This is a genomic window from Marinobacterium profundum (assembly GCF_001528745.1).
GTDB classification, from domain to species: Bacteria; Pseudomonadota; Gammaproteobacteria; order Pseudomonadales; family Balneatricaceae; genus Marinobacterium_A; species Marinobacterium_A profundum.
Genome location: NZ_BCNS01000088.1, coordinates 1 through 26,817, shown reverse-complemented (window position 1 = coordinate 26,817; position 26,817 = coordinate 1). Strand labels below are relative to the sequence as shown.

Genomic DNA, 26,817 nt, shown 5'->3' with positions numbered 1-26,817 from the left:
TGGTGAGTGAAGTAGTCAGGCCAGTTAAACTGGTGTATTTTTGAAGCGCGAATTTTCGTGCTTGAGCGTCAATTGAGGGTAGTCCTTTGAACGATATGGCAAAGAATCTGGTCCTCTGGCTGGTTATTGCTGCGGTCCTGCTGACCGTTTTCAATAACTTCAATGCCGAGGGAGATTCCCGCAGACTTACGTATTCCGACTTCGTGGCGGAAGTCCAGGCTGACCGCGTGTCCAAGGTTATCATTGATGGTTATACCATCCAGGGCCAGCGGCAGAACGGGGAACAGTTCGAGACTATTCGTCCTGCACTGCAGGATCCCAAGCTGGTCGACGACCTGCTGCTGCACAAAGTTATCATCGAAGGCAAGCAGCCGGAGCAGCAGAGCATCTGGACCCAGCTATTGGTGGCGTCATTCCCGATACTGGTGATCATTGCTGTGTTCATGTTCTTTATGCGTCAGATGCAGGGCGGCGGCGGTGGCAAAGGGCCTATGTCCTTTGGCAAGTCCAAAGCGCGCATGATGAGCGAAGACCAGATCAAGACCACCTTTGATGATGTGGCCGGCGTTGAAGAGGCCAAGGAGGACGTTAAGGAGCTGGTCGATTACCTGCGTGATCCTGGCCGGTTCCAGCGTCTGGGTGGCCACATTCCGCGCGGTGTGCTGATGTCAGGTAGCCCTGGTACGGGTAAGACACTGCTTGCCAAGGCGATCGCTGGTGAGGCGAAGGTGCCTTTCTACAGTATTTCCGGTTCTGACTTTGTCGAAATGTTTGTCGGTGTGGGTGCGTCCCGTGTCCGTGACATGTTCGAACAGGCCAAAAAGAATGCACCATGCATTATCTTTATCGACGAAATCGATGCTGTTGGTCGTCATCGTGGTGTTGGCATGGGCGGCGGCAATGACGAGCGCGAGCAGACACTGAACCAGCTACTGGTTGAGATGGACGGCTTCGAAGGTACTGAGGGTGTTATCGTGATCGCTGCCACCAACAGGCCTGACGTGCTCGACCCTGCACTGCTGCGTCCCGGTCGTTTTGACCGCCAGGTGCATGTTGGCCTGCCGGATATCCGTGGTCGCGAGCAGATTCTCAAGGTACACATGCGTAAGGTGCCTTTGTCAGATGATGTCAAACCTGCGCTGATTGCCCGTGGTACGCCCGGCTTTTCCGGTGCGGATCTGGCCAACCTGGTGAACGAGGCGGCGCTATTTGCTGCCCGTGACAGCCGTCGTACCGTTGGCATGCTGCAGTTTGAGAAAGCCAAGGACAAGATCATGATGGGCGCCGAGCGCAAGTCCATGGTCATGTCCTACAAGGAACGTCTGAACACCGCCTACCATGAAGCTGGTCACGCCATTGTCGGGCGCCTGCTGCCGGAGCATGACCCTGTGTACAAGGTGTCCATTATTCCTCGTGGTCGGGCCTTGGGTGTAACCATGTTCCTGCCGGAGGAAGATCGTTACAGTCATAGCCGTCGTACGCTTATTTCCAACATCTGTTCGCTCTATGGCGGCCGGATTGCGGAAGAGATGACTCTGGGCAAGGATGGTGTCACCACCGGTGCTTCCAACGACATTCAGCGTGCAACCAGTCTGGCGCGCAGCATGGTTACCAAGTGGGGTCTGAGCGAAGAGCTGGGGCCCTTGCTCTATGACGATGAAGACGGCGACCCGTTTACCCGCGGTTACGGCGCGCCTGCAAAGCAGACGTCGGAAGAAACCCAGCGTAAAATCGACTCGGTCGTACGTACCATCATTGATGATTGCTATGCCGAGGCACACCAGTTGCTGGAGCAGAATCGCGATATTCTCGAAGCCATGGCACACGCACTGATCAAGTACGAGACCATCGATTCAAGTCAGCTGGATGAGCTCATGGCTCGCCAGCCCGTGACGCCGCCAGATGACTGGGTCGACACCGACAGCAACGCACAGGCGACTGAAAATGCGGATGCCGAGGAGAAGCCTGCGTCGGCGGCTCAAGCGCAGTCAGACGACAGTGGTGAGCAGCCGAGCGGCGATGCCGTGAAGGATGAGACGCCCCGGACGGAAGATTCTGATGTGCCGGAGTCAACGGATCGCAAGTTGCACTGATATGATCGAGACTGATTAGTATCGAAAAAGGCTGGCCCGGCAGGGTTGGCCTTTTTGTTTTGGAGGCAGGCTATTGAGTAACACCAGATTGAAATGTGGCACGCGGGAGCTGGATCTGTCCCGGGTTCAGGTCATGGGTATCCTGAATGTGACCCCGGACTCCTTTTCTGACGGTAACACCCTGTATCAGGCCGGTCAGCCTGCGGGCGACAAAGTACTGGAACGTGCGGCCCGGATGGTGGCAGAAGGCGCTACTATTCTTGACCTTGGCGGTGAGTCAACCCGCCCGGGTGCTACAGCTGTCAGTGTGCAGCAGGAGCTTGACCGAGTGCTGCCGGCTCTGGAGCTGATTCAGCGCGAGCTGGATGTTGTTGTCTCTATTGATTCCAGCACCGCCCAGGTATTTAGCGAAGCTGCAAAGCTGGGAGCGGGTATGCTTAATGATGTGCGTGCGCTCGGCCGTGATGGAGCTCTGGTCGCCGCTGCGGCAACCGGGCTACCTGTCTGTCTGATGCACATGCAGGGCAATACGCCGGCGGACATGCAGCTGTCGCCGCACTACGAGGATATTGTGGCTGAAGTAGGAGACTTCCTGCGCCAGCGCGTGCTGGCCTGCGAACAGGCGGGAATCAGTCGTGACCGCTTGCTACTGGACCCTGGCTTTGGCTTTGGCAAGACACTGGAGCATAACCTGCGTCTGCTGAACCAGATGCAGCGCCTGCAGCTGCTCGGATTGCCGCTACTGGTTGGCACTTCGCGCAAGAGCATGATTGGTCAGGCGCTGGACCGTCCGGTGGATCAGCGTCTGGCGGGTGGTCTGGCAACGGCGGTCATGGCGGTGCAAAAGGGTGCGAAAATTATCCGTGTACATGATGTGGCGGCAACGGTGGATGCAGTGCGCATGACCGAGGCTGTGATGATGGAATCAAAGGGAGTAGAGGCGTGACGAAACGTTATTTTGGCACGGACGGCATACGCGGCAAGGTGGGGCAGCACCCGATTACACCGGACTTTGTGCTCAAGCTGGGCTGGGCTGCAGGCAAAGTGTTTGCGCGCTCCGGACAAAGCCGCATCCTGATCGGCAAAGACACCCGTATCTCGGGCTATATGTTTGAGTCGGCGCTGGAAGCTGGATTGTCCGCCGCTGGGGTGGATGTGTTGCTGACAGGTCCAATGCCGACCCCGGCCGTGGCCTACCTGACCAAGACTTTCCGTGCCGATGCGGGCATTGTGATCAGTGCCTCGCATAACCCGTTTTACGACAATGGCATCAAGTTTTTCTCGGCATCGGGTACCAAATTGCCGGATGAGGTTGAGCAGGCAATCGAGGCTCAGATGGATATCGCCATGTCCACGGTAGAGTCCCATGAGCTGGGCAAGGCCCGTCGTATTGACGATGCTGCCGGACGCTACATCGAGTTCTGCAAGGGTACGGTCAGCGGTGCCCTGAGCTTGAAAGGTCTGCGTATCGTGCTGGACTGTGCCAATGGCGCGACCTATCACGTTGCGCCCCAGGTGTTCGAGGAGCTAGGTGCGCGGGTGATTCGCATGGCGACGTCCCCCGATGGCATTAATATTAATGCCGAGTGTGGTGCTACCGATCCGGCCGCATTACAGCAGCGCGTGCTGGCGGAAAAGGCAGATATTGGCATAGCACTGGATGGTGATGGCGACCGAGTGATTATGGTGGATGCCGCCGGTGAGGTGGTGGATGGTGATGAAATTCTGTTTATCATCGCGCGCCAGATGCAGCTGCAAGGGCGACTGACAGGTGGTGTGGTCGGTACCCTCATGAGCAACTTCGGGCTTGAACTGGCACTGCAGCGCAATGATATTCCCTTTGTGCGGACCCAGGTTGGCGACCGTTATGTGCTGGAAGAGCTCGATCGTCGGGACTGGTTCCTGGGCGCTGAGAATTCAGGTCATGTGATATGCCGTCATCTCACCAGCACAGGCGATGGCATTGTTGCCGGGCTGCAGGTGCTCAAGGCAATGGTGCAAAGCGGCGAGACCCTGGCGCAGTTGAAAGCTGGCATGAGCAAGATGCCGCAGGAGATGATCAATGTGCGGGTCGCCAGGAAAGTGGATATCAGTTCAGTGGCCGAGATCGATCAGGCAGTGGCCAGGGTTGAGGCGCGTCTGGGCAATTCCGGCCGTGTGTTGTTGCGCCCGTCGGGCACCGAGCCTGTGGTGCGAGTCATGATTGAGGGCGAGGATGGGCCGCTTGTGGCAGAGCTGTGCCGAGAGCTTGCCGATGATGTTGAAAAAGCATTGCAAGCGCTTGTATCTTAAGGTCGCCTCAGTTAATATTTGCGCCTCTTTCGAGAGGGGATACCGATGCGTAAGTGTATCGTAGCTGGAAACTGGAAGATGAACGGCAACCTGACAGCAAATGCTGAACTGGTTAAAGGCCTTCTGAGTACGCGATCTGGTAGCGATAATGTTGACGTCTTGGTCTGTCCGCCTGCGGTATATATACCTCAGGTTGCAGCTTTGCTGCAGGATAGTGATTTTTCCCTGGGTGCACAGAATGCATCCGCTTTTGAAAAAGGCGCTTATACCGGCGATATTTCGCTGAACATGCTTGCCGAGTTCGGTGTCCAGTACGTAATTCTGGGTCATTCCGAGCGTCGCGCACTGTTTGGTGAAGATGATGCCCAGGTAGCTGACAAGTTTTGTGCTGTCGTGAGTGCTGGTGTTACGCCGATTGTATGTATTGGTGAAACGCTGGAAGAGCGTCAGGCAGGTCAGACGCTGGAGGTTGTCAGTCGTCAGCTTAGAGCGGTGCTTGAAGTTGCCGATAAGGCGAAACTGGCAGATGCTGTGGTCGCGTATGAGCCTGTGTGGGCAATAGGCACCGGGTTGACAGCAACGCCGGAGCAGGCGCAGGAAGTGCATCAGGCGTTACGCGCACTGATTGCCGAGTACGACGCCGCTGCGGCACTGAAAGTAAGAATTTTGTACGGTGGCAGCGTGACTGCCGATAGCGCGGCGCAATTGTTTGCAAAGCCCGATATCGATGGCGGTCTGGTAGGTGGAGCCTCTTTGAAGGCAAAAGATTTTCTTGCGATCTGCAGTGCAGCTGCAGACGCATCGGCAAATGGTTGATTAAATGGAAACTCTGGTTCTGGTTGCACACGTGCTGCTCGCCGCTGCGATTATCGCATTGGTTTTGCTGCAGCAGGGTAAAGGTGCAGAAGCAGGCGCTGCCTTTGGTGGTGGTGCTTCCCAGACCGTATTTGGCAGCCAGGGGAATAGTAGTTTCCTGGGCCAGATGACCGCAGTAATGGCGGTGGGTCTGTTTGTTACCAGTTTTGTTTTGGCCGTGTTCGCTAAGAACAAGGCCGAAACGGTTGGCGATGCTGGTATACCAGCGCCGATCGTGATCGAGAGCAGTGCGGCTGAACCGCAACTGCCGGTACTGGAACGCGCACCTGAGCCAGCGGCTGATGCCGATGTGCCCAGCGCCGAGTAAGTACCAACCTGGTGTTGCCCAAGTGGTGGAATTGGTAGACACGCTATCTTGAGGGGGTAGTGTCCCTAGGACGTGCCGGTTCGAGTCCGGCCTTGGGCACCATATTGAAAGAAAGACAGGATGTGTGTAATATAGCGCACCTGTTTGTTGCGGGGTGGAGCAGTCTGGTAGCTCGTCGGGCTCATAACCCGAAGGTCATAGGTTCAAATCCTGTCCCCGCTACCACCTTATTCGTGTATCTTCGAAAAGGCCCCTCTTTAGGGGCTTTTTCGTAGGTAAATCAAGGCATTGGTGCCGCGATCAATAATGGGTCCTACAGAGACCCATTTTTTGTTTCCGGCGTCCGAATCGGTGCTTGCCAACAAGAGGTTTGCCGGTGTCAGCAAAGCTGAAATTGCTACATGAATTGATTGAGCCAGGTGTTAAATCGCTTGGATTCGAGCTGTGGGGCATCGAATATCTTGCCCACGGTGTTCACAGTGTACTGCGTGTCTACATTGATGCTGAAAACGGCATTGGCGTTGATGACTGCGCCAAGGTAAGTCATCAGATCAGCGGTGTGCTGGATGTTGAAGAGCCTATCAGTGGTCAGTACAACCTGGAAGTTTCATCCCCCGGGTTGGATCGTCCCCTGTTCACGCTTGAACAGTTTGTCGCCTTTACCGGCCACAAGGTTGAGATACGTCTGAGAGTGCCGTTTGATGGGCGCCGCAAGTTCAAGGGGCTGCTTAACGGCGTCGAAGGCGACGAAGTCCTGGTGGTCGTCGATAAAGAAGAATATCTGTTGCCGATCGATTCCATCGATCGTGCGAACGTAGTTCCGCAGTTCTAAGGAACGCGAAGGATTGAGCGAGGCAGTGGCATGAATAAAGAGATTCTACTGGTAGCAGAAGCAGTTTCGAACGAAAAGGATGTGCCCAAACAGGTCATATACGAAGCGATCGAACTGGCACTGGCAACAGCGACCAAAAAACGCTACGACGAAGAGGCTGAAATCCGGGTTGAGATCGACCGGGTAACCGGCGATTACGATACTTTCCGTCGCTGGCTGGTTGTTAGCAATGAAGGTGTGGCGGCGCTCGGTACTGAGCTCACGCTGCAGGAAGCACACGCGCTGGATATTAACCTCCAGCCGGGCGATCTGTATGAGGAGGCCGTTGAATCCGTCAAGTTTGGTCGCATTGCCGCCCAGACTGCCAAGCAGGTTATCGTACAGAAAGTACGTGAAGCCGAGCGGGCCAAGGTCGTCGCCATGTATCAGGATCGCGTGGGCGAACTGATTTCTGGCAGCGTCAAGAAGGTGACACGTGACAATGTTATCGTCGACTTGGGCAACAACGCCGAAGCCTTGCTGCCGCGCGAATTCCTCATTGGTCGGGAAACCTTCCGCATGGGTGATCGCGTACGCGCCATTCTGCACGAAGTCCGTGCTGAAGGTCGTGGTCCCCAGCTGGTGCTGAGCCGTTCCTGTTCAGCGATGCTGATCGAACTGTTCCGCATCGAAGTTCCGGAAATCGCCGAAGAAGTACTTGAGATCCGTGCAGCTGCACGTGATCCGGGGTCACGCGCCAAGATCGCTGTCAAAACCAATGATGGCCGTATTGATCCTGTGGGCGCCTGTGTCGGCATGCGCGGTGCGCGTGTTCAGGCGGTGTCCAATGAGCTTAATGGCGAGCGTGTGGATATTATCCTGTGGGATGACAATCCCGCACAGCTTGTTATCAATGCCATGTCTCCGGCGGAAGTTGCGTCTATCGTTATTGACGAAGAAACGCATTCCATGGATGTCGCCGTTGCGCAGGAAATTCTTGCGATGGCTATCGGCCGCGGCGGCCAGAACGTGCGTCTGGCCAGTGAGCTGACCGGATGGACGCTGAACGTGATGACCGAAGAGGCGGCGGCTGAAAAGCAGGAGTCCGAACTCGGTTCGATCATGGAAATCTTCACACGATACCTGGATGTCGATGAAGATATGGCCGAAGTGCTGGTTGCCGAAGGCTTTACGTCCCTTGAAGAGGTGGCGTATGTGCCGGTTGATGAAATGCTTGAGATTGATGGCTTCGATGAGGACACGGTTGAAGAACTGCGTTCGCGAGCCAAGGATGCCCTGCTGAACCTGGCAATTGCCAGTGAGGAGGTGCTTGAGAACGCAGAGCCTGCGGCGGATTTGCTGGAAATGGAAGGTATGGATCGTCATACGGCCTTCCTGCTGGCAGCCAAGGGTGTGATCACGATGGAAGACCTGGCTGAACAGGGCGTCGAAGATCTGCTGGATGTTGAAGGCATCGATGAAGAGAAAGCCGCAGTACTGATCATGACCGCCCGGGCTCCCTGGTTTGCGGACGATGAGTCTGGGTCAACGGATTAGGAGAGAAAACCAATATGGCAGAAGTAACAGTACAGCAACTTGCCGATGTGGTTGGTGTTTCCGTCGAGCGTTTGCTTAAGCAAATGCAGGAAGCAGGTATCAAAGGTAAGGCGGATGGTTCCAAAGTTTCCGAAGGCGAGCGCCAGGATCTACTGACATACCTGAAGCGCAGCCACGGTGAAAGCACGGACTCCGGTGAGCCGAAAAAAATCACACTCAAGCGCAAGACGACGTCGCAGCTGAAAGTCTCCGGTGCCTCCGGCAAGAAGAAGACGATCAACATCGAAGTGCGCAAAAAACGCACCTACGTCAAGCGTGCCGACGCTGACGGCGAAGCGGCTCCAGCGGATCAGGTAGCAGAGCAGCCGACTGGCGCCGCTGTTGAGCAGGCCGCAGCGCCGGCTCCGGCAGTAGCCGCTCCGGTTGCAGCTAAACCAGCAGCAGCTGCGCCCGTTGCCGCCGCGATCGACACCAAGTCGGTCAAGGCTGTTGAAGGCGAAGAGCAGCTGGCACCGCCGGCATCCAAGGCAGATCCTCGTGAAGAGGCGCTGCGCAAGGAGAAGAAAAAACAGCAGCAGCTGGCGCGCCGTACAACAACGGACGACAAAAAACCGTCCCGTGGTGCCAAGTCTGCACGTGGCCCGAGTCGCGGCTTCGGCGGCGATGACCGTGACGGTCGTCGTGGTGGCAAGCTCAGCCGTGGTCCTGGTAAAGGACGTGCGCGCGGTGGCAAGCCAAACGTACATGGCTTTAAAGAGCCCCAGGCTCCTCAGGTGCATGAAGTTCAGCTGCCCGAGAGTCTGACGGTTGCAGAACTTGCCAAGAAGATGTCGGTCAAGGCGGCCGAGGTCATCAAGGTAATGTTCAAGATGGGCGCCATGGCGACTATCAACCAGGTCATCGACCAGGATACAGCGTCGCTGATCGTGGAAGAGATGGGTCACGTAGCCAAGCCGATGCAGGAAAATGCTGTTGAATCGGCGCTGATGGAAACTATCCAGCAGCAGCAGGGCGAAACCCAGGGCCGCGCGCCGGTCGTGACCGTAATGGGTCACGTTGACCACGGTAAAACATCACTGCTCGACTATATTCGTACCACCAAGGTGGCTGCGGGCGAGTCCGGTGGTATTACCCAGCATATAGGTGCTTACCACGTCGAAACCGACAATGGCATGATCACCTTCCTGGATACACCGGGACACGCGGCCTTTACCGCCATGCGTGCCCGTGGTGCCAAGCTAACCGACATTGTTATCCTGGTTGTGGCTGCTGATGACGGTGTTATGCCGCAGACCGAAGAGGCTGTACAGCATGCGAAAGCAGCTGGCGTGCCCCTGGTTGTGGCCGTTAACAAGGTTGATAAGGAAGACGCCGATCCGGATCGTGTCAAAAACGAACTGGCCCAGCGCGATGTTATCCCTGAAGATTGGGGCGGCGAAGTTCAGTTCGTCAACGTCTCTGCCAAGACAGGCGAGGGCATCGACAAGCTGCTTGAAGCCATTCTGCTGCAGGCTGAAGTACTGGAACTGAACGCTGTGCCTGAAGCTCCGGCTCAGGGTGTTGTGGTCGAGTCCCGTCTGGACAAGGGTCGCGGTTCGGTTTCCACTGTGCTGGTTCAAAACGGTACCCTGCGCAAGGGCGACATCGTTCTGGCGGGTCTGCACTATGGCCGTATTCGTGCCATGCGCGACGAAAGTGGCAAGGATATCGAGGAAGCGGGTCCGTCCATTCCGGTGGAAATCCTGGGTCTCGATGGCACGCCGGGTGCCGGTGATGACTTTGCTGCCGTCAGCAGCGAGAAGAAAGCGCGTGAAGTTGCACTCTTCCGTCAGGGCAAGTACCGCGAAATCAAGCTGGCGCGTCAGCAGGCTTCCAAGCTGGAAAATCTGTTTGCAAACATGCAGGCCGGCGATGTGAAATCGCTGAATATCGTCCTCAAAGCGGACGTGCGCGGATCCCTCGAAGCCCTGTCTCAGGCGCTGGAAGATCTGTCCACCGACGAAGTGAAGGTCAATATTGTTGCTGGCGGTGTTGGTGGTATCTCCGAGACCGAGGCACATCTTGCCGTGGCATCGAGCGCCCTGATCATCGGCTTCAACGTGCGTGCCGACAACCAGGCCAAGGCCATTGTTGAACGTGAAGGTCTGGAACTGCGCTACTACAGCGTTATCTACGACATCATTGATGACGTTAAGCAGGCCATGACCGGTTTGCTGTCGCCGGAATTCCGCGAGCAGATCGTTGGCATCGCCGAAGTACGCGATGTCTTCCGTTCACCCAAACTTGGCCTGGTGGCGGGCTGCATGGTTACCGAAGGCACCGTGCACCGCAACAAGCGTATCCGTGTACTGCGTGAAAACGTCGTGGTTTACGAAGGTGAGCTTGAGTCGCTGCGTCGCTTCAAGGATGTCGTGCAGGAAGTTCGTCAGGGTATGGAATGCGGTATCGGCGTCAAGAACTACAATGACGTCAAGGTCGGAGACCAGATCGAAGTCTTCGATACCATTGAAGTTCAGCGGACACTCTAAACGCCATGGCACGAGAATTTACTCGAACTCAGCGGGTTGCTGACCAGGTCCAGAAGGACCTGGCCCAGCTTATCCAGCGACAGATCAAGGATCCGCGCGTAGGCATGGTTACCGTCAGTTATGTGAAGGTAGCCAAGGACCTCGGTTATGCCGACGTCTATGTCACCGTTATGGCGTTTGGCGCCCAGACTGATGAAGAGCAGACAGTGAAGGAATCGCTGTCTGTCCTCAACAAGGCTGCGGGCTTCCTGCGACATGAGCTGGCACGCGGCATCAAGCTGCGCGTCATGCCGGAACTGCGCTTTCACTTCGACGAGTCTGTCGACCGTGGTCGCCGTCTGCACAGCCTGATTACTCAGGTGAATCAGCCGGAACCGGGTTCTGAAGCGGCCGATGATTCAGCGGATAAAGCGGACGAGGAATAAGGCATGACCGAGGGCAGAAAACGCCGCGGTAGGGCGCTGGACGGCATTCTCTTGCTGGACAAGCCCGCCGGGATAACCTCCAACGGCGTACTGCAGCGGGTCAAGCGTCTGTATGGAGCGGCCAAAGCCGGCCATACAGGTGCGCTGGATCCACTGGCAACCGGCATGCTGCCGATTGCATTCGGTGAAGCCACCAAGTTTTCCCAGTTTCTGCTGGATGCCGACAAACGCTATTTGACCACGGCCAAGCTGGGTATCCGCACGGATTCCAGCGATGCCGATGGTGAGGTGGTGGAAACCTGCCCGGTACCCGTGTTGGATGAAGCGCAGATTCTGGCGCTGCTGGAAGAGCACTTCTCGGGTGAAATCGAGCAGGTGCCCTCCATGTTCTCGGCCCTGAAGCACAACGGCCAGCCGCTCTACAAGCTGGCACGCAAGGGCATTCAGGTCGAAGTCAAATCACGCCGTGTCACCATTTTTCACTGCCGTCTGACCGCCTTGCGCGAAGACGAAATCGAGCTGGATATCAGTTGCTCCAAAGGCACTTATATCCGCTCTATTGTGGAAGATCTCGGGCTTTTGCTGGGGTGTGGTGCCCATGTGAAACAGCTGCGTCGTCTTGATGCCGGGCCTTACCAGGCCGAGCAGATGATCACGCTCGATGCGCTGCAGGACATGGCCGCTGAACAGCCGCAGGACGACGGGGAAAAGGGCATACAAGCCCGGCTTGATAGGCTATTATTGCCGGTCACCAGCGCCCTGGAAGATATTCCTTCCCTGACGCTGGATGGCGCACAGACGCAGCGTATCCTTATGGGGCAGCGTCTGGCATTGCCGGAGCAGGCTCCGGCAGAGCTGATAAAACTGATTGCAGGTGAAACCGGAGTCTTTCTGGGGATCGCCGAAATATCGGATGACCGCGTTCTGCGCCCCCGCCGTTTGCTGGCGACGGGCTGAAACGGTCATCGATAGCCCGAGTTGTCGCTCTCTGAGTGGCGGGCATGATGATTGGCGTTGTACTGATAATATGCTCGGTGCATCGTTTCTTCCTAACAGGCGGCACTAGTCGCACGCATATTAATATCGGAGCTCGATACAATGGCATTAGCTGTAGAGAAAAAAGCAGAGATCGTTAAAGACTTCGCTCGCGCTGAAGGCGATACCGGTTCTCCTGAAGTTCAGGTTGCCCTGTTGTCTTTCAACATCCAGGGTCTGCAGGATCACTTCAAAGAGCACAAGCATGATCACCACTCCCGTCGTGGTCTGATTCGCATGGTAAACCAGCGTCGCAAGCTGCTGGACTACCTGAAGAAGAAAGATGCTGATCGCTACCTGAAGCTGATCGCGCGCCTCGGTCTGCGCCGCTAAGTTGATGTTCCTGAGGCCATACAATGTATGGCCTCAGTTTTATCCGGCTAAGACGTTTTATCCGGATCAGCATTACCGGGAGTGAAAATTCCCGCGAGCAATGATAGAACCCGCCCTTGAACGGGCGAGACCAACGCCCTGATATCATCCCAGACTGTTCATCCCGCCCGTACTCAATTGCGCTTTGCACCAGAGTGCAACTGAGTACTGGCTTTTAACGAAGGACTGAATGCGACGGTGTGGTACAGGGGACGATTCTTCGAACAGATGAGGTAATCTATGTTTCAAGTAACAACCAAGACATTCGAATTCGGTGGCCAGCCGGTTACTCTGGAAACTGGCCGCGTCGCGCGTCAGGCGACCGGTGCCGTTATGGTGACCATGGCTGGCGTACAGGTTCTGTGTACCGTTGTGGGTGCCAAGAGCCTGCGCGAAGGTCAGGACTTCTTTCCGCTGTCCGTGCATTACCAGGAAAAATACTACGCTGTAGGCCGTATCCCCGGTGGTTTCTTCAAGCGTGAAGCGCGTCCGACCGAGAAAGAAACTCTGACCTCGCGTCTGATCGACCGTCCCATTCGTCCGCTGTTCCCTAAAGGCTACATGAATGAAGTACAGGTTATCTGTACTGTCATGTCTGCTGACAAGATCAATGATCCTGATATCGCTGCACTGATCGGTACCTCTGCTGCGCTGGCCATTTCCGGTCTGCCGTTCCAGGGCCCGATTGGTGGTGCTCGTGTCGGCTTCACCGAAGCTGCCGGTTACATCCTTAACCCGACCTATGAACAGCTGGCAACGTCCGAGCTGGACATGGTTGTAGCCGGTACAGCTGATGCCGTACTGATGGTTGAGTCCCAGGCGCAGGAACTGTCTGAAGACGAAATGCTGGGTGCGGTACTCTTCGCCCATCAGGAAATGCAGGTTGCCATCGCTGCCATCAACGAGCTGGTTGCCGAAGCCGGCAAGGCGAAGTGGGATTGGCAGGCACCGCAGAAAGACGAAGCCCTGATCGCTCAGGTGCGTGGTCTGGTCGGTGAAGGCGTCGCTGCTGCCTATCAGGTTGCCGACAAGGTTCAGCGTCAGAACGCCCTGGGCGAACTGCGCAACCAGGCTGTTGCTGCTCTGGCAGGCACCGAAGAAGGTCAGCCGAATGCCCGCGCTATTGGTGGCATCATCAGCTCGCTGGAAAAAGAAATCGTTCGTAACCGCATCATTGAAAGTCAGCCGCGTATCGATGGCCGTGACAACAAGACCGTGCGTGCTATCGACGTTCAGATTAACACTCTGCAGGGCGCACACGGTTCGTCCCTGTTCACCCGTGGCGAAACTCAGGCCATGGTTACTTGTACTTTGGGTACCAGCCGCGATCAGCAGATGATCGATGCCATCGAAGGCGAACGCAAAGACCCCTTCATGCTGCACTACAACTTCCCTCCGTACTCCGTGGGTGAAGCTGGCCGCATGATGGGTGCTGGTCGTCGCGAAATCGGTCACGGCCGTCTGGCACGTCGCGGTGTTGCTGCCGTACTGCCGACGCAGGACGAATTCCCGTACACCATCCGTATCGTGTCCGAGATCACTGAATCCAACGGTTCCAGCTCCATGGCCTCTGTTTGCGGTGCTTCGCTGTCCATGATGGACGCGGGCGTGCCGCTGAAAGCACCGGTAGCCGGTATCGCCATGGGTCTGGTCAAGGAAGGCGATCGCTTTGCCGTTCTGACCGACATCCTGGGTGACGAAGATCACCTCGGCGACATGGACTTCAAGGTTGCTGGTACCGATGCAGGCATTACCGCGCTGCAGATGGATATCAAGATCACCGGTATCAACGAAGAGATCATGGAAATCGCTCTGGAGCAGGCGTGTGAAGCACGCAAGCACATCCTCGGCGAGATGGCCAAAGTCATCGGTTATGCCCGTCCGGAACTGCCGGACAACGCACCTGCCATGACACAGCTGAAGATCAACCCGGAGAAAATCCGTGACCTGATCGGCAAGGGCGGCGCGACCATCCGTGCGCTGACCGAAGAAACCGGCGCCATGATCGATATCGACGACAACGGTACTGTGCGTATCTACGCCGACAACAAGATCGCTGCCAAGGCCGCTATCGAACGTGTTCAGGCGATTACGGCTGAAGCTGAAGTCGGCAAGATCTATGAAGGCAAGGTTGTGCGCATCGAAGACTTCGGTGCCTTCATCAACATCCTGCCGGGCAAGGATGGTCTGGTGCACATCTCTCAGATCGCTGACAAGCGCGTTGAGAAAGTCACCGACTATGTGAACATGGACGACATCGTCAAGGTCAAGGTCCTGGACGTGGACGTACGTGGTCGCATCAAGCTGTCCATGCGCGACATGGTTGCAGACGAGTCTGCTTCCTGAGTCTGACCGGCTGAGATAAAAAAACCGCCTGAAAAAAGGCGGTTTTTTTTGGTCTGCATTTTTAGCCCGGATTAGAGCATTTTCATCTTACATCGACCCATTGCGATAGTTGAGACGAGATTAAGGTAACCCTGTTGGAGCCTGTGCAGGCTGGGGTATCGGAGCAGTTTTGATGGTTTTTATTGCGTCTTGCTGGCGCGTTACTTTCTTTGCTCGTGCAAATAAAGTAACCAAAGAAAGCACGCCCCGATGACGCCTATTCGCTGCGCTCTGAGATCATTCAGCGGGCTGCGCTGACGGTACATCCCTGTACCTCATCGCAGGCGCATCAGTCCCTGTTGCGCCCCTTCGGGCCTGATCGCCGAATGACCTCAGTGCTCGCCGGCTTCATAAGGGGGAACAAGAGCCGCTCTGATGTTTCAGCCCGTAGGTCGGGTTAGCGCAGCGTAACCCGACAAGGATAATCAAGGATGATAACGCCCTGAACTACCGCGGTGCCTTTGTCTCTGGAGCTTCGTATTTTTTACTCTGGTTACGGAGCAGCGGCGGCCCGGGTTGGCCGACGCAGGCAATGTGGAACTGCTGCGTGGCGCGATTTCGGGCTGTGCGAACGGCGCGTCCTTTTGAGGTGGTGGCCATAGTAGTTATGCCCGATCACTTGCATTGTATATGGCCCCCGTCGGGTTACGCTGCGCTAACCCGACCTACAAGCTTCGAGGTGGCCGGATATGGGTCGAGGTAAGATGAAAATGCTCTAGTTTCGATTCTTGCGTTCCTGGCGGCGCTTTTTCCAGCTGTTGAGCACATGGCGAATCCAGAACAGCTGTACCGCGGCATAGCCCAGCAGGGAAAACACCAGGCCGCAGAGTATTGAACCGAGTAGCAGTGGCCACCATACGGCGGATATTTCAGCACCCAGTCCATGCAGGGAGAATTCGAATACCACCGGTTTTATCGGTGCTCCCAGAATTTGCGATCCAACCAGGTAGGTGAAATAGAACACCGGCGGCATGGTCAATGGATTGGTCAGCCAGACGAGGCTGACGGAAATCGGCAGGTTGGAGCGGGCCACAACCGCGATGATGGCAGCGACGAGCATTTGCAGTGGTATGGGCAGGAAGGCGCAGAAAATTCCCACCATGAAGGCGCGGGATACCGATTTGCGGGTCAGGTGAAACAGGTTGGGGTCATGAATATGATCGCCAAGCCAGCTCAAGGTTCGGTGGCTGCGAAACCGGTGCTCGTCGGGCATGTACTTCTTGATCAGCTTGCGAGGCATAGGTGTCGCACTTTGATTGCAGTCTCTGAGGGCTTCTATTATGCATTCAGGTCTAACGTAAGCCAACCCGACAGGATCAAGGATGATCTACTACATCGCGGGAATAGTGCTCGCGGCCCTGTTGCCGCAGCTGCCTGATGGTTATCTGCTGATTGTTTTGTGCCCACTGTTGCTGTGCAGTCGCTGGCGCAGGCAAGCCGTACCGCTCTGGCTGGGTTTCTTGCTGGCGGTCACTTACGGTAACTGGCAGTTGTGGCACCGTCTGGATGTGCAGCAATCCGGTACCGAGCTGCGTCTTGGTGGCGAGGTGGTGGGGCTCCCGGACGTAACCGGCGAGGTGCAGCGGTTTGAACTGCGGGTGTTGTCGCAGCAGGATACTCGGCTGCGTCGCGTGCGTCTGAGTGCCTACGGCACTTTGCCGCTGTTGCTGCCGGGTGATCGGGTGGTGTTGAGTGTGCGTCTGAAGCCGCCCCATAGTCTGTGGAATCCGGGCGGCTTTGATTATGAGCTTTGGGCGCTGATGCGCGACGTCGATGGGGTTGGCTATGTACGTCAGCTGCATGAGCGGCAGTCGCGGCGCTGGACGCTTGATCGGTTGCGGGCAAACCTGGGCGCGCAACTGTCCGAGGGCTTGCCCGATCCTGCGGCTGCTGCACTGGCACGGGCCTTTCTGATTGGTGACGGCTCGGCGCTGGCGGCGTCGGACTGGGACCGGCTGCGCCGCACCGGCACCGTGCATCTGGTGGTGGTGAGCGGTCTGCATATTGCCATAGTGGTGGCGCTGGGCTGGATGCTGGGGCGGAGCCTGCTCTGGCTGTGTCCTGCAGGGCGTTTGAGTGCCCCTGTGTTGCGTCTGTTTCCGGTGTTGCTGGCGCTGGTATTAAGCGGGTGCTATGTGCTGCTGGCAGGTGCCGGCATAGCCACCCTGCGTGCCTGGATTATGGCCGCCGCATTGCTGCTGTCGGCTTTTTGTCTGCGACAGTTGAGTCTGTGGCAACGCTGGTGGCTGGCGTTAGCAGTAGTGCTGAGTTTGCAGCCACTGGCGGTACATGCACCCGGGCTCTGGCTGTCGTTTGGGGCTGTCGCTATATTGCTGATGCTGGCGTCTGTGCGCGGTACTCAATCGCTGTTGCGGCGTATTCTGGTGGCGCAGTTGGCTATTTTCTGCCTGATGACGCCCTTGCTGCTGGGCTGGTTTGGTCAGATTTCGCTGGTGGCACCCTTGGTCAATCTGCTTGCCATTCCGCTGTTGCCGGTTCTGGTACTGGGTCTGGTGCCGGTTCTGCTCGGGATCTGGTGCGCTGTGACAGTCCCTGCGGTCATTTATTCCGCGGTGCTGGCTGCATTGTGGCAGGGTCTGGGTGTGGTGGAGCAGGCGGTGCTGGCGCAGCGCCTGGCTGCCAGCGGGCCTATGCCGGTGCCTGTTACTGTATTGGTGCTGTCGGCCTTGCTGGCGTCCCTGGCGCTGGTGTTGCCGCTGGGGTGGCGCGTGCGGGGGCTGGCGGCTATGGTCTGGTCCCTGGCGCTCTTTGGCAGTGCGCCTGCATCGCCCCCGGATGGGTTTCGGGCCTGGGTGTTCGATGTCGGTCAGGGAGTCTCTGTCTGGGTGCAGGCGGGCGGGCGCAGTCTGCTGTATGACACGGGCCCTGGCTATCGCAGCGGCAGCGCCGCATTCGAGCGCACCGTGCTGCCCTATCTGCAAAGGCAAGGGGCGTTGTCACTGGATCGGCTGGTGGTGAGTCATGCAGATAATGATCATGCCGGTGGGCGGGCTCAGGTATTGCGCGAACTGGCGGTCGAGCGCCGGGAGTCCGGCAGTCTGCGCTTGCAGCGCGAGGAGGGTTACAGTGCCTGCCGGGCAGGGCAGCAATGGCGCTGGTCCGGGGTGGAGTTTAGCTACCTGCACGGCAGTGTGGGCGCGAGCGAGAATGACCGCTCCTGTGTGCTGCTGATTGAGGTTGCGGGTTGTCGCTTGTTGCTGACCGGCGATATTGAGTCGGGTGTGGAGCAGGCGCTGGTGCGCAGCGGGTCTCTAGCGCCTGTGACCTGGCTGGTGGCGTCTCACCACGGCAGCCGCAGTTCGTCGACCGAAGCCTTTCTGGCGCTGTTGCAACCCGAATATGGGCTCATTAGTGCAGGCTTTCTGAATCAGTATGGTCATCCGGCTGCGGAGGTGGTTGCACGCTTTGAACAGCAGGGCGCGCGACTGTTCAATACCGCTGATTCCGGGGCACTGGAACTGGTTGCGAATGCCGCCGGGGAATGTCGTACAAGGTCTTGGCGGGGGGCGAAAAAGCGTTATTGGTCAGCGGGTTAATGACCTACTTTTGGCAGGGGAGCTATGCTAAAGTAGCCAGCATTCGAGCGGAGGGTACAGGGTGTTTGAACTTCTGAAAGCCGGTGGCTGGTTGATGATTCCGATCGTGGCATGTTCGGTGCTTTCGCTGGCAATTTGCCTGGAACGGCTGTGGGTGTTGCGTACCTCGCGTATTGCGCCGGGTGGCTTGCTGGGTGATATCTGGGAGCGGATCAAGGGCAAGACGCTAACGCCCGCCCAGATGCGTGAAATCAAAACGCAGAGCCCGCTGGGCCGCATCATGGTGGCCGGGCTGAACAATGCCAAACATGGCCGCGAGGTGATGAAGGAAAGCATCCTTGAGGCCGCCAGCCAGGTGATTCATGAGCTGGAGCGTTTCCTCAATCCTCTGGGGACCATCGCTGCGGTCACGCCACTGCTGGGTCTGCTGGGTACTGTGATTGGCATGATCAAGGTTTTCACCGAAATCATGGTTCAGGGTACGGGCAATGCCTCGGTGCTGGCCGGTGGTATCTCAGAGGCGCTGATCACCACGGCGGCCGGTCTCTCGGTGGCAATTCCAACCCTGATATTTCACCGCTTCTTTCAGCGCAAGGTCGACTCCCTGGTCAAGGAAATGGAGCAGGAGGCGGTCAAGCTGGTGGAGGTGGTGCATGGCGAGCGCGAGATTGATCATGTCTGATATCCCTGCCGCAGTATTTGTCATGCCCCGTTCGGAGCGCAGCGCGTGAAATTTCAGCGCCGCAGTCAGGAAGAGGTCAGTGTCAATCTGACACCGCTGATTGATGTGGTGTTTCTGCTGCTGATCTTTTTCATGGTTTCCACTACGTTTACCCGCGAAACCCATCTGCAGGTGGATCTGCCTGAAGCCAGTGGCGAACCTGGCGAGGCGTCTGCGCAGCTGCTGGAAGTGCTGATCGATGCCCAGGGGCGTTACAGCATCAATGGTCAGCCGCTGGTGAATTCCAAACCCGATACGCTGCGCCAGGCCTTGCGCCAGAGCGCCGGCGATGAGCGTGACCGTCCACTGCTGATTACCGCCGATGGCACCACGCCGCATCAGGCGGTGGTTACGGTTATGGATGTGGCCGGTCAGCTGGGTTTTGTGCACCTGAGCATCACGACCCGCGAACCAGGTTCTCCCTGACTGATGAGCGCTCTGCTGCGGGGCTGGTATCAGGGTAGCCGCTGGCTGTGCGTACTGCGCCCGCTGGAGTGGCTGTTCCGTCGTATTGTGCTGCACCGTCGCGCGCAGTATCTGTCCCATCCTGAGCGAGTCTGGCAGCCGCCGGTACCGCTGATCATCGTCGGTAATATTTCCGTAGGTGGAACCGGCAAAACACCGCTGGTGCTGGCGCTGTTGCGGTGGGCCCAAGCGGCGGGCTATCGGCCAGGAGTCGTTAGTCGTGGCTACGGTTCCAAAGCGTCGCAGTATCCCTGTCTGGTGCTTGCGGGTGCGAGCGCGGCCGAGGTGGGGGATGAGCCGCTACTGATCGTCGAGCGCAGTGGTTGCCCGCTGGTGATAGATCCCGATCGCGTCGCGGCGGCGAAGTACCTGCTGCAGCAGACCGACTGTGATCTGATCATCAGTGATGATGGTTTGCAGCATTACCGCCTGGGGCGCAGTGTCGAGATCCTGGTGCTGGACAGTGAACGGGGCCTTGGCAATGGGCGTTGCTTGCCGGAAGGGCCCTTGCGTGAGCCGCCGCAACGTATTGATTCGGTCGATCTTGTTGTGGTGAACGGTGACGGGGCTTTTCGCCCTTGCGGTGCCCACCTAATGCAATTGATGCCGGGTGCGCTGCGAGCGCTTGATGACAGCGTTAGCTTGCGGGCATCAGACTGGTCGGGTACGCGACGGGTGCATGCGCTGGCCGGTATCGGTAATCCGCAGCGTTTCTTCGACAGTCTGCGTCGGCTGGGATTTGACCCCATTGCCCACAGTTTTGCCGATCACCATGCCTTCAGTGCTGAAGACCTTGAGTTCGGCGATGATCTGGCGCTGATCATGACGGAAAAGGATGCGGTGAAGTGTCGTCACCTGGCGCCGGCGAACAGCTGGTATCTGCCGGTGGAGGCGCGGCTGGACGCGGTATTTGAATCTGCGCTGGCGGCGCAGTTAAATAGACAATATCCCTCAGGGCCCGGGTTGCGGGTGTCTGATGCTATTTCAGGTGAGAGACAATGATGGATAAGAAACTGCTCGATATTCTGGTGTGTCCGGTGTCCAAGGCGTCGCTGCATTATCACAGGGAAACCGACGAGCTGTTCTGCAGTGCCAGCGGTCTGGCGTACCCGATCCGTGATGGCATTCCCGTTATGCTGGAAACCGAAGCGCGCAAGCTGACCGACGCTGAGCGCGAGGCACTGAAAAAGCAGGTGCGCCCATGAGCTTCACTGTTATTATTCCCGCCCGTTTCGGTTCGACTCGTTTTCCCGGCAAGCCACTGGCCGATATCGCCGGCAAGCCGATGATTCAGCATGTTTATGAGCGCGCCTGTCTGAGTGACGCGGCGAGGGTGCTGGTTGCCACCGATGATACGCGTATCGCAGATGTGGCCCGTGGCTTTGGTGCCGAAGTGTGCATGACGTCGCCGGATCATCCCTCGGGTACCGACCGTCTGCAGGAAGTCGTGGCGAGCCTTGGCTTGGCGGATGATGAAATTGTCGTCAATGTGCAGGGTGATGAGCCGCTGATACCGCCGGCAATCATCAATCAGGTGGCGGCCAACCTTGCGGCCAACCCCCAGGCGGGTATCGCGACCCTGTCGGAGCCGGTGGATGAGATCGCCGGGCTGATGAATCCCAATGTGGTCAAGGTGGTGACGGATCGCTTTGGCATGGCGCTCTATTTCAGTCGTGCAACCATTCCCTGGCCGCGGGACCCTTTCGCAACTGCTGGCGGCCGCGAGCAGATGCCGAGCGGATTCGAGTGGCAGCGGCATATCGGTATCTATGGCTATCGTGTGCAGTTGCTGAACGACTTCGTGCAGTGGCCACCGGCAGCAGTTGAAACGACGGAGTGCCTTGAGCAGTTGCGCGCGCTCTGGAATGGTGCCCGCATTCATGTGGCGGTTGCCGCTGAGTTGCCCCCCGCCGGAGTGGATACGCCGGAAGATCTCGAGCGCCTGCGTCTGTTGCTCGGCGGCTAAATCACCCTTTAAGGCCCAGGTGTTGTGTGTGTGATGCCAGAGCGGCAACGGGAGGCTGGTTAAAGCCGGAGGAATGGGTCCTTATGCTGGCGCCTGGGCAGCTCAGTAGGTAGCATAGGCGCCTGTATATTCAGTCGTAATCAGGGCAGCAATGAGCTATCAGGTGCTGGCGCGTAAATGGCGTCCGAAGCGTTTTCAGGAAATGGTGGGTCAGGAGCATGTACTGAAGGCGCTGGTTAATGCGCTGGACGATGATCGGCTGCACCATGCCTACCTTTTCACCGGCACGCGCGGCGTGGGCAAAACGTCCATTGCGCGCCTGTTTGCCAAGTCGCTTAACTGCGAGGTTGGCGTATCGTCGGATCCATGCGGCCAGTGCAGTGCCTGTCGCGAGATTGCCGAAGGGCGTTTCGTTGACCTGATCGAAGTCGATGCGGCCTCTCGTACCAAGGTGGAGGATACCCGCGAGCTGCTTGAAAACGTGCAATACGCGCCAACCCATGGGCGCTACAAGGTGTACCTCATCGATGAGGTACACATGCTGTCGACGCACTCTTTCAATGCCTTGCTAAAAACGCTGGAAGAGCCGCCGCCCCACGTAAAATTCCTGCTGGCCACGACCGATCCGCAAAAACTGCCGGTCACCATCTTGTCGCGCTGTCTGCAGTTCAACCTCAAGAATATGATTCCCGAGCGCATCGTTGAGCATCTGCGGTTTGTGCTGGGTGAGGAAAGTATTCCGTTTGAGGAGGCCGCGCTCTGGTTGCTGGCGCGCTCCGCCGACGGCTCCATGCGCGATGGCATGAGCCTGACCGATCAGGCTATCGCCTTTGGTGCCGGCACTATTACCACACTCGATGTCCAGACCATGCTCGGCAGTATCGATCAGATGCTGGTGAGCCGGCTGGTGGAATGCCTGTCGGCCCGGGATGCGAAGGCGTTGCTGGCGGCGGTGGCGGATCTGGCGCAGTTCTCGCCTGACTATGCCAGCGTGCTCGGGGACATGATCAGCCTGTTGCACCGTGTTGCCATTGCCCAGGTGCTGCCTGATGCGGCGGATAACAGTCTGGGGGATCGTGAGCAGATACTGGCGCTGTCCCGTGCGCTGACGGCTGAAGATGTACAGCTGTATTACCAGATCGCCCTGATGGGGCGGCGGGATCTACCCTATGTGCCTGACGCCCGGGAAGGGCTGGAAATGGTGCTGTTGCGCATGCTGGCTTTCCGTCCTGCGGATGCGCCTGCGGGGTCAGTGCCTGTTTCCAGTGTCCCTGCGAATGCCGGTTTGAATACTGGCGCCGGCGCACCAGCGGCTGTGGCTGTTACTGATGTTCAGGCTGTCAATGTGCCGGCCGCTCAATCTGCTATGAGGAGCGCGGTCAGTGAGGCTGTGGTTGCACGTGCTGAGCAGGCTCCTCCCATCCAAACGCCAGCACCAGCGCCAGTAGTGGCTGCTGCACCTGCGCAGGTGCCCGCAAAAGCAACTGAACATGACGCTACGGCCTTGCCGGTCGCATTCCCTGCCGCTACTTTCGCAGCGGCGCCTGTAGCGCCACAGCGAGCGCCCGTCATGCCGGCAGGTGTGACGCAGGATGGGCCGCCTGAGTACGATGAGTCGGATATCCCGGGCGGATACGACCAGGACGACGCTGATAGGGCGTTTATGGGAGTGGCGCCGCCAAAAAAGCCTGAGCCCGCTGCTGCCGCCCGGCCGCAGTCTATACCTCGGGCTGATGCGCCCGTTGCTGCATCCGACGCAACGTCAGGGAGTGGACGATCTGAGCCTGCATCTTTGCAGGCGCGTTCCGCTGCGTCTGAGTCGTCTGGCCAGCCCAAGCCTCATTCGCCAGGCCTTTCTCCGGCAGTGCCGCCGTCGCCGCCAGTACTGGTAGCTCCAATGCAGGCCCGGCCGTCCGCCGAGGCGCAGGCCGGGGGCAGGCCGCTGGGGCTGGATTCGCTCAAGCCCGATGACTGGGTAGCGCTCTGCACCGGACTTGGCTTGGGGGGGATGACCGAGAGCCTGGCGGTAAACCTGTCGCTCGAGTCGGTGCAGGGGGCGCGTCTGCGGTTTCACTACAGCATGCAGCAGCAGGCGTTGCTGAATGAAATCCAGCGCGAGCGTATCACCCGCGCGCTCTGTGATTATTTTGGACTGCCGCTTGAGGTAGAATTCGAATGTGCGCCCCAGGGGCGTGAAACGCCACATCAGTTTGCCATGCGTCAGCGTGAGTTGCGCCAGGCGCGGGCCGTTGCGGCGATAGAAGAGGATCCGCTGGTGCAGGATATTCTGAAACAGTTTGATGCTCATATAGATGTAGATACCGTAGTACCGCTAGAACCGAATTGATCTGCAGAGGAAAAATACGATGATGAAAAATATGGGTGGCCTGATGAAGCAGGCGCAGAAAATGCAGGAAGACATGCAGCGTGTGCAGGAAGAAGTGGCGCGCGCGGAAGTGACCGGTGAATCCGGCGCAGGTCTGGTCAAGATCGTCATGAATGGTCGCCACGACGTTAAGTCGATTGCCATTGATGACAGCCTGATGCAGGAAGAGAAAGAGATCCTGGAAGACCTGATCGCGGCGGCCGTCAACGATGCCGTGCGCAAGGTTGAGACCAATACCAAGGATCAGATGTCCAAAGTCACCGCCGGCATGCAGTTGCCGCCGGGCTTCAATATGCCGTTCTGATAGCGATGTCTTTCAGTCCTCTGATACAGCAGTTGATCAAATCCTTGCGTTGCTTGCCGGGTGTGGGTCCCAAGTCGGCGCAGCGCATGGCGCTGTATCTGCTTGAACACGATCGTCCGGCAGCGCTGGAGCTGGCCGCGTCGCTGCACGAAGCGGTGGAGCGGGTCGGTGAATGCCAGTCCTGTCGTACCCTGTCGGAAGTGTCTCCCTGTGGCATTTGTACATCGAGCAGTCGTGATCGCTCGGTGCTCTGTGTGCTGGAGTCGCCGGTCGATATGCTGGCTGTTGAGCAGACGGGGGGCTTTGGGGGTTATTACTTTGTCCTGAAGGGGCATCTGTCGCCTATCGATGGCGTCGGGCCCGATGATCTGGGTATAGATGCGCTGGTCGAACGGCTGCGCGCTGGTGAGGTGCGCGAAGTCATACTGGCCACCAATCCCACGGTGGAGGGTGAGGCGACGGCACACTATATCGCCGAGCAGGTGCGTGAGCTGGGTGTTCGGGTGAGTCGTATTGCCCACGGTGTGCCCGTGGGTGGAGAGCTTGAGTTTATCGATGGTGGTACTCTGGCGCACGCGCTGGCGGGTCGACGTTCCCTGAATTGAGGTAGGCATGGCGCACGATGATGGATATGACTGGCAGCAGCTTGAGCGTGCTGCGCAGGAGCCGGTGTGGGTCGGTACCGATGAGGCGCTTGCGCAGCTGTGCGAGTACTGGCGCACCTTGCCCATGGTTGCGCTGGATACCGAGTTTCAGCGGGTGGATACCTTTTATCCGATAGCCGGGCTTATTCAGCTGGCGGATGATAGTGGCTGCTATCTGATTGATCCCCTCTCCATTACGGACTTTACGCCGCTGCTGGCGCTCTTTGTCGAACCTTCGGTGCTCAAGGTGCTGCACGCCAGCACTGAAGATCTGGAGTTGTTTCAGCATCTGTTTGGTGTTTTGCCCAGTCCGCTGTTCGATACCCAGGTTGCAGGCGGCTTTGTTGGCTGGGGCTTCACCGTCGGTTTGCAGCGCATGCTGGAGAATGCTCTGGGTGTGCAGGTTGGTAAGGGCGAAACGACATCGGACTGGCTGCAGCGTCCGCTGACGCAGCGCCAGGAGCAGTATGCGGCGCTGGATGTGGCTTATCTGCCGGCGATCTGTCGCATGCAGATGGCGGAGCTGGAGCAGCGGGGCATGACTGCCTGGTTGCAGGAAGAGATGCTGGCGTTACTGGCCAATGCGCCTGATGCTGATGTCACTGGCATTCAGTACTATCTGCGCTTTAGTCAGATGGCGGCGCTGCCTCCCCACAAGGTCGCGGCTTTGCGTGACTTGACCGCCTGGCGTGAGCAGCAGTGCCGATTGCGCAATGTTCCCCGTAATCGGGTGCTGCGCAATCAGACGCTGCTGGATATTATTACCCGCTGGCCACGCACCACGCTCGAGTTGTCCCGCGTGCCGGAGCTAAAGCGGCGGATTTTGCGCGAAGATGGCGAAACCATGCTGGATTTTTTGCGCAATGCCGCTGCGGCGCCCCAGGCGCAATCAGTTGATCCGATTCCAAAGCCGCTGCCTGTGATCTGGAATACGCGTCTCAAGCGTTTGAAGTTGATGGGGCGTGAGCGTGCTGAAACGCTGGATATGGCGCCTGAGTTGTTGCTGCGCCGGCGTGACATAGAGGCATTGATACGTACCGGCAGTGATGAGGGCGCAGACTATGCGTTACCGCCGGGGCTGCAGGGATGGCGCCAGGAAGTGATAGGCGACGACCTGTTGGTGCAGCTGCGTCGGTTTGAGCAGTAGCGCCCGTTTGAACAGAGATGAGAGTTGATATGAAGATTTGCAGTATTTACAAAAGTTCGCGCAAGGATGAGATGTACCTCTACGTTGAGAAGCGTGAATTGCTCACGCGGGTGCCTGAGGCGCTTTTGACAATGTTTGGTACGCCGGTGCATTTGATGGATATGCCGGTCAAGCCTGGGCGCAAGCTGGCACGCATTGATGTCGAGAAGATGCTGGCGGGTATCGTGGAAAAGGGTTACTACCTGCAGATGCCGCCACCGAAGGAAGACTACATGCTCGATCTGTATCCGGATCGTCCAGAAACCGGAGTGCGCTAGGTGGCTCAGGAAGTATTCTGGCGTGCCAAGTCACTGGAGGAGATGACCTCCGACGAGTGGGAGTCGCTCTGTGATGGTTGTGCGCTCTGCTGTTTGCACAAGATCGAGGATGAGGATACCCATGAGGTGTTTTATACCTCGGTCGTCTGTCATCTGCTGGATCTTGAAACGCGGCGCTGTACGCAGTATGAGAAGCGCTGTTCGCTGGTGCCGTCCTGTGTCAAGCTGCGCCCGCAAGATGTGAAGGAGTTTCACTGGCTGCCCAGAACCTGTGCCTACAGGCTGGTTCACGAAGGCAAGGATCTGCCGGACTGGCATCCGTTGATCAGTGGTCGGGCCGAATCAGTGGCTGAAGCTGATGCATCTGTGTTGAGCTGGTATGAGGTTAAGGACAATCAGATCAGTGAAGATGATTTCGTCGACTATGTTATTGAATAGGCGTTATCGAATAGTCTGGCGGTAACGGGCTTGTTAATGGGAGAGGGCGCTGCGGCGCTCTTTTTTGTGCAGGGATGTACTTATCCTGTGGTCGCATGGATGCGCAGGAACAGGGCTTGTGGCTGACGTTTGGGGTTGGTGCTTTGTTGTATAGGTGTCCGGGGTTGGGACAGGGCAAACGCATGAACGTT

The 26,817-nt window shown here is 57.7% G+C and carries 25 protein-coding genes and 2 tRNA genes; 26 read left to right on the top strand and 1 reads right to left on the bottom strand.

Features of this window, described 5'->3' with window-relative positions; all coding sequences use genetic code 11:
* Positions 1-95: 95 nt before the first annotated feature.
* The 14 genes from ftsH (at position 96) to pnp (ending at position 14,642) form a co-directional block, all read left to right on the top strand.
* Positions 96-2,093 carry an ATP-dependent zinc metalloprotease FtsH gene (gene ftsH, locus MPRO_RS05610; protein WP_173645497.1) on the top strand — a complete coding sequence of 666 codons (1,998 nt, stop codon included), beginning with the start codon at positions 96-98 and terminating at the stop codon, positions 2,091-2,093.
* A 133-nt stretch (positions 2,094-2,226) separates the two neighbouring features.
* On the top strand, positions 2,227-3,039 hold the full coding sequence (folP, locus tag MPRO_RS05605) for a dihydropteroate synthase (RefSeq protein ID WP_216821248.1): 813 nt from the start codon (positions 2,227-2,229) through the stop codon (positions 3,037-3,039).
* Entirely contained in the window at positions 3,036-4,385 is a 1,350-nt protein-coding gene (gene glmM / locus MPRO_RS05600; protein WP_067288554.1) for a phosphoglucosamine mutase, read from the top strand. The genes folP and glmM overlap by 4 nt, the downstream gene beginning before the upstream one ends.
* 45 nt (positions 4,386-4,430) lie before the next feature.
* A complete protein-coding gene (tpiA, locus tag MPRO_RS05595; RefSeq protein ID WP_067288551.1) occupies positions 4,431-5,201 on the top strand; it encodes a triose-phosphate isomerase in 771 nt (256 codons plus the stop codon).
* Positions 5,202-5,205: 4 nt separating this feature from the next.
* Entirely contained in the window at positions 5,206-5,568 is a 363-nt protein-coding gene (gene secG / locus MPRO_RS05590) for a preprotein translocase subunit SecG (RefSeq protein WP_067288549.1), read from the top strand.
* 16 nt (positions 5,569-5,584) lie between these two features.
* Positions 5,585-5,670: transfer RNA gene (locus MPRO_RS05585), tRNA-Leu, on the top strand.
* 46 nt (positions 5,671-5,716) lie between these two features.
* Positions 5,717-5,793: transfer RNA gene (locus MPRO_RS05580), tRNA-Met, on the top strand.
* A gap of 151 nt (positions 5,794-5,944) precedes the next feature.
* Positions 5,945-6,400 (top strand): ribosome maturation factor RimP, encoded by a 456-nt coding sequence (rimP, locus tag MPRO_RS05575; protein ID WP_067288547.1) that lies wholly within the window; start codon positions 5,945-5,947, stop codon positions 6,398-6,400.
* 30 nt (positions 6,401-6,430) lie between these two features.
* Positions 6,431-7,936, top strand: a complete 1,506-nt coding sequence (gene nusA / locus MPRO_RS05570; RefSeq protein WP_067288544.1) for a transcription termination factor NusA — start codon at positions 6,431-6,433, stop codon at positions 7,934-7,936.
* Between the two features lie 14 nt (positions 7,937-7,950).
* Positions 7,951-10,464 (top strand): translation initiation factor IF-2, encoded by a 2,514-nt coding sequence (gene infB / locus MPRO_RS05565; RefSeq protein ID WP_067288542.1) that lies wholly within the window; start codon positions 7,951-7,953, stop codon positions 10,462-10,464.
* 5 nt (positions 10,465-10,469) lie between these two features.
* Positions 10,470-10,889 (top strand): 30S ribosome-binding factor RbfA, encoded by a 420-nt coding sequence (gene rbfA / locus MPRO_RS05560; RefSeq protein WP_067288539.1) that lies wholly within the window; start codon positions 10,470-10,472, stop codon positions 10,887-10,889.
* Positions 10,890-10,892: 3 nt separating this feature from the next.
* Positions 10,893-11,846 carry a tRNA pseudouridine(55) synthase TruB gene (truB, locus tag MPRO_RS05555; protein WP_067288537.1) on the top strand — a complete coding sequence of 318 codons (954 nt, stop codon included), beginning with the start codon at positions 10,893-10,895 and terminating at the stop codon, positions 11,844-11,846.
* Between the two features lie 141 nt (positions 11,847-11,987).
* On the top strand, positions 11,988-12,257 hold the full coding sequence (gene rpsO / locus MPRO_RS05550) for a 30S ribosomal protein S15 (RefSeq protein ID WP_067288535.1): 270 nt from the start codon (positions 11,988-11,990) through the stop codon (positions 12,255-12,257).
* A 279-nt stretch (positions 12,258-12,536) separates the two neighbouring features.
* Positions 12,537-14,642 carry a polyribonucleotide nucleotidyltransferase gene (pnp, locus tag MPRO_RS05545; RefSeq protein ID WP_067288530.1) on the top strand — a complete coding sequence of 702 codons (2,106 nt, stop codon included), beginning with the start codon at positions 12,537-12,539 and terminating at the stop codon, positions 14,640-14,642.
* A gap of 754 nt (positions 14,643-15,396) precedes the next feature.
* Here pnp and MPRO_RS05540 read toward each other — a convergent pair.
* Positions 15,397-15,921 (bottom strand): DUF2062 domain-containing protein, encoded by a 525-nt coding sequence (locus MPRO_RS05540; RefSeq protein ID WP_067288527.1) that lies wholly within the window; start codon positions 15,919-15,921, stop codon positions 15,397-15,399.
* Between the two features lie 82 nt (positions 15,922-16,003).
* Between MPRO_RS05540 and MPRO_RS05535 the strand changes: the two genes are divergently transcribed.
* From MPRO_RS05535 to MPRO_RS05480, 12 genes are all read left to right on the top strand, one after another.
* Positions 16,004-18,238, top strand: coding sequence for a DNA internalization-related competence protein ComEC/Rec2 (locus tag MPRO_RS05535; protein ID WP_067288525.1), 2,235 nt, complete (start codon positions 16,004-16,006; stop codon positions 18,236-18,238).
* A gap of 61 nt (positions 18,239-18,299) precedes the next feature.
* Positions 18,300-18,920, top strand: a complete 621-nt coding sequence (locus tag MPRO_RS05530) for a MotA/TolQ/ExbB proton channel family protein (protein WP_067288523.1) — start codon at positions 18,300-18,302, stop codon at positions 18,918-18,920.
* Positions 18,921-18,965: 45 nt separating this feature from the next.
* Entirely contained in the window at positions 18,966-19,385 is a 420-nt protein-coding gene (locus tag MPRO_RS05525; protein ID WP_067288521.1) for an ExbD/TolR family protein, read from the top strand.
* Positions 19,386-19,388: 3 nt separating this feature from the next.
* Positions 19,389-20,426 (top strand): tetraacyldisaccharide 4'-kinase, encoded by a 1,038-nt coding sequence (lpxK, locus tag MPRO_RS05520; RefSeq protein WP_067288519.1) that lies wholly within the window; start codon positions 19,389-19,391, stop codon positions 20,424-20,426.
* On the top strand, positions 20,423-20,629 hold the full coding sequence (locus MPRO_RS05515) for a Trm112 family protein (protein ID WP_067288516.1): 207 nt from the start codon (positions 20,423-20,425) through the stop codon (positions 20,627-20,629). The genes lpxK and MPRO_RS05515 overlap by 4 nt, the downstream gene beginning before the upstream one ends.
* Positions 20,626-21,390 carry a 3-deoxy-manno-octulosonate cytidylyltransferase gene (kdsB, locus tag MPRO_RS05510; protein WP_067288513.1) on the top strand — a complete coding sequence of 255 codons (765 nt, stop codon included), beginning with the start codon at positions 20,626-20,628 and terminating at the stop codon, positions 21,388-21,390. The genes MPRO_RS05515 and kdsB overlap by 4 nt, the downstream gene beginning before the upstream one ends.
* Positions 21,391-21,541: 151 nt before the next feature.
* Positions 21,542-23,737: a DNA polymerase III subunit gamma/tau gene (dnaX, locus tag MPRO_RS05505; protein WP_067288505.1), complete on the top strand. Its 2,196-nt coding sequence runs from the start codon at positions 21,542-21,544 to the stop codon at positions 23,735-23,737.
* Between the two features lie 19 nt (positions 23,738-23,756).
* Positions 23,757-24,080, top strand: coding sequence for a YbaB/EbfC family nucleoid-associated protein (locus tag MPRO_RS05500; RefSeq protein ID WP_067288503.1), 324 nt, complete (start codon positions 23,757-23,759; stop codon positions 24,078-24,080).
* 5 nt (positions 24,081-24,085) lie between these two features.
* Positions 24,086-24,685 (top strand): recombination mediator RecR, encoded by a 600-nt coding sequence (gene recR / locus MPRO_RS05495; RefSeq protein ID WP_067288500.1) that lies wholly within the window; start codon positions 24,086-24,088, stop codon positions 24,683-24,685.
* Positions 24,686-24,692: 7 nt separating this feature from the next.
* Complete coding sequence (rnd, locus tag MPRO_RS05490) at positions 24,693-25,871, top strand: ribonuclease D (protein WP_067288497.1); 1,179 nt, start codon at positions 24,693-24,695, stop codon at positions 25,869-25,871.
* A 29-nt stretch (positions 25,872-25,900) separates the two neighbouring features.
* Entirely contained in the window at positions 25,901-26,188 is a 288-nt protein-coding gene (locus tag MPRO_RS05485) for a YcgL domain-containing protein (RefSeq protein WP_067288495.1), read from the top strand.
* On the top strand, positions 26,189-26,626 hold the full coding sequence (locus MPRO_RS05480) for a YcgN family cysteine cluster protein (RefSeq protein ID WP_067288493.1): 438 nt from the start codon (positions 26,189-26,191) through the stop codon (positions 26,624-26,626).
* Positions 26,627-26,817 lie beyond the last annotated feature (191 nt).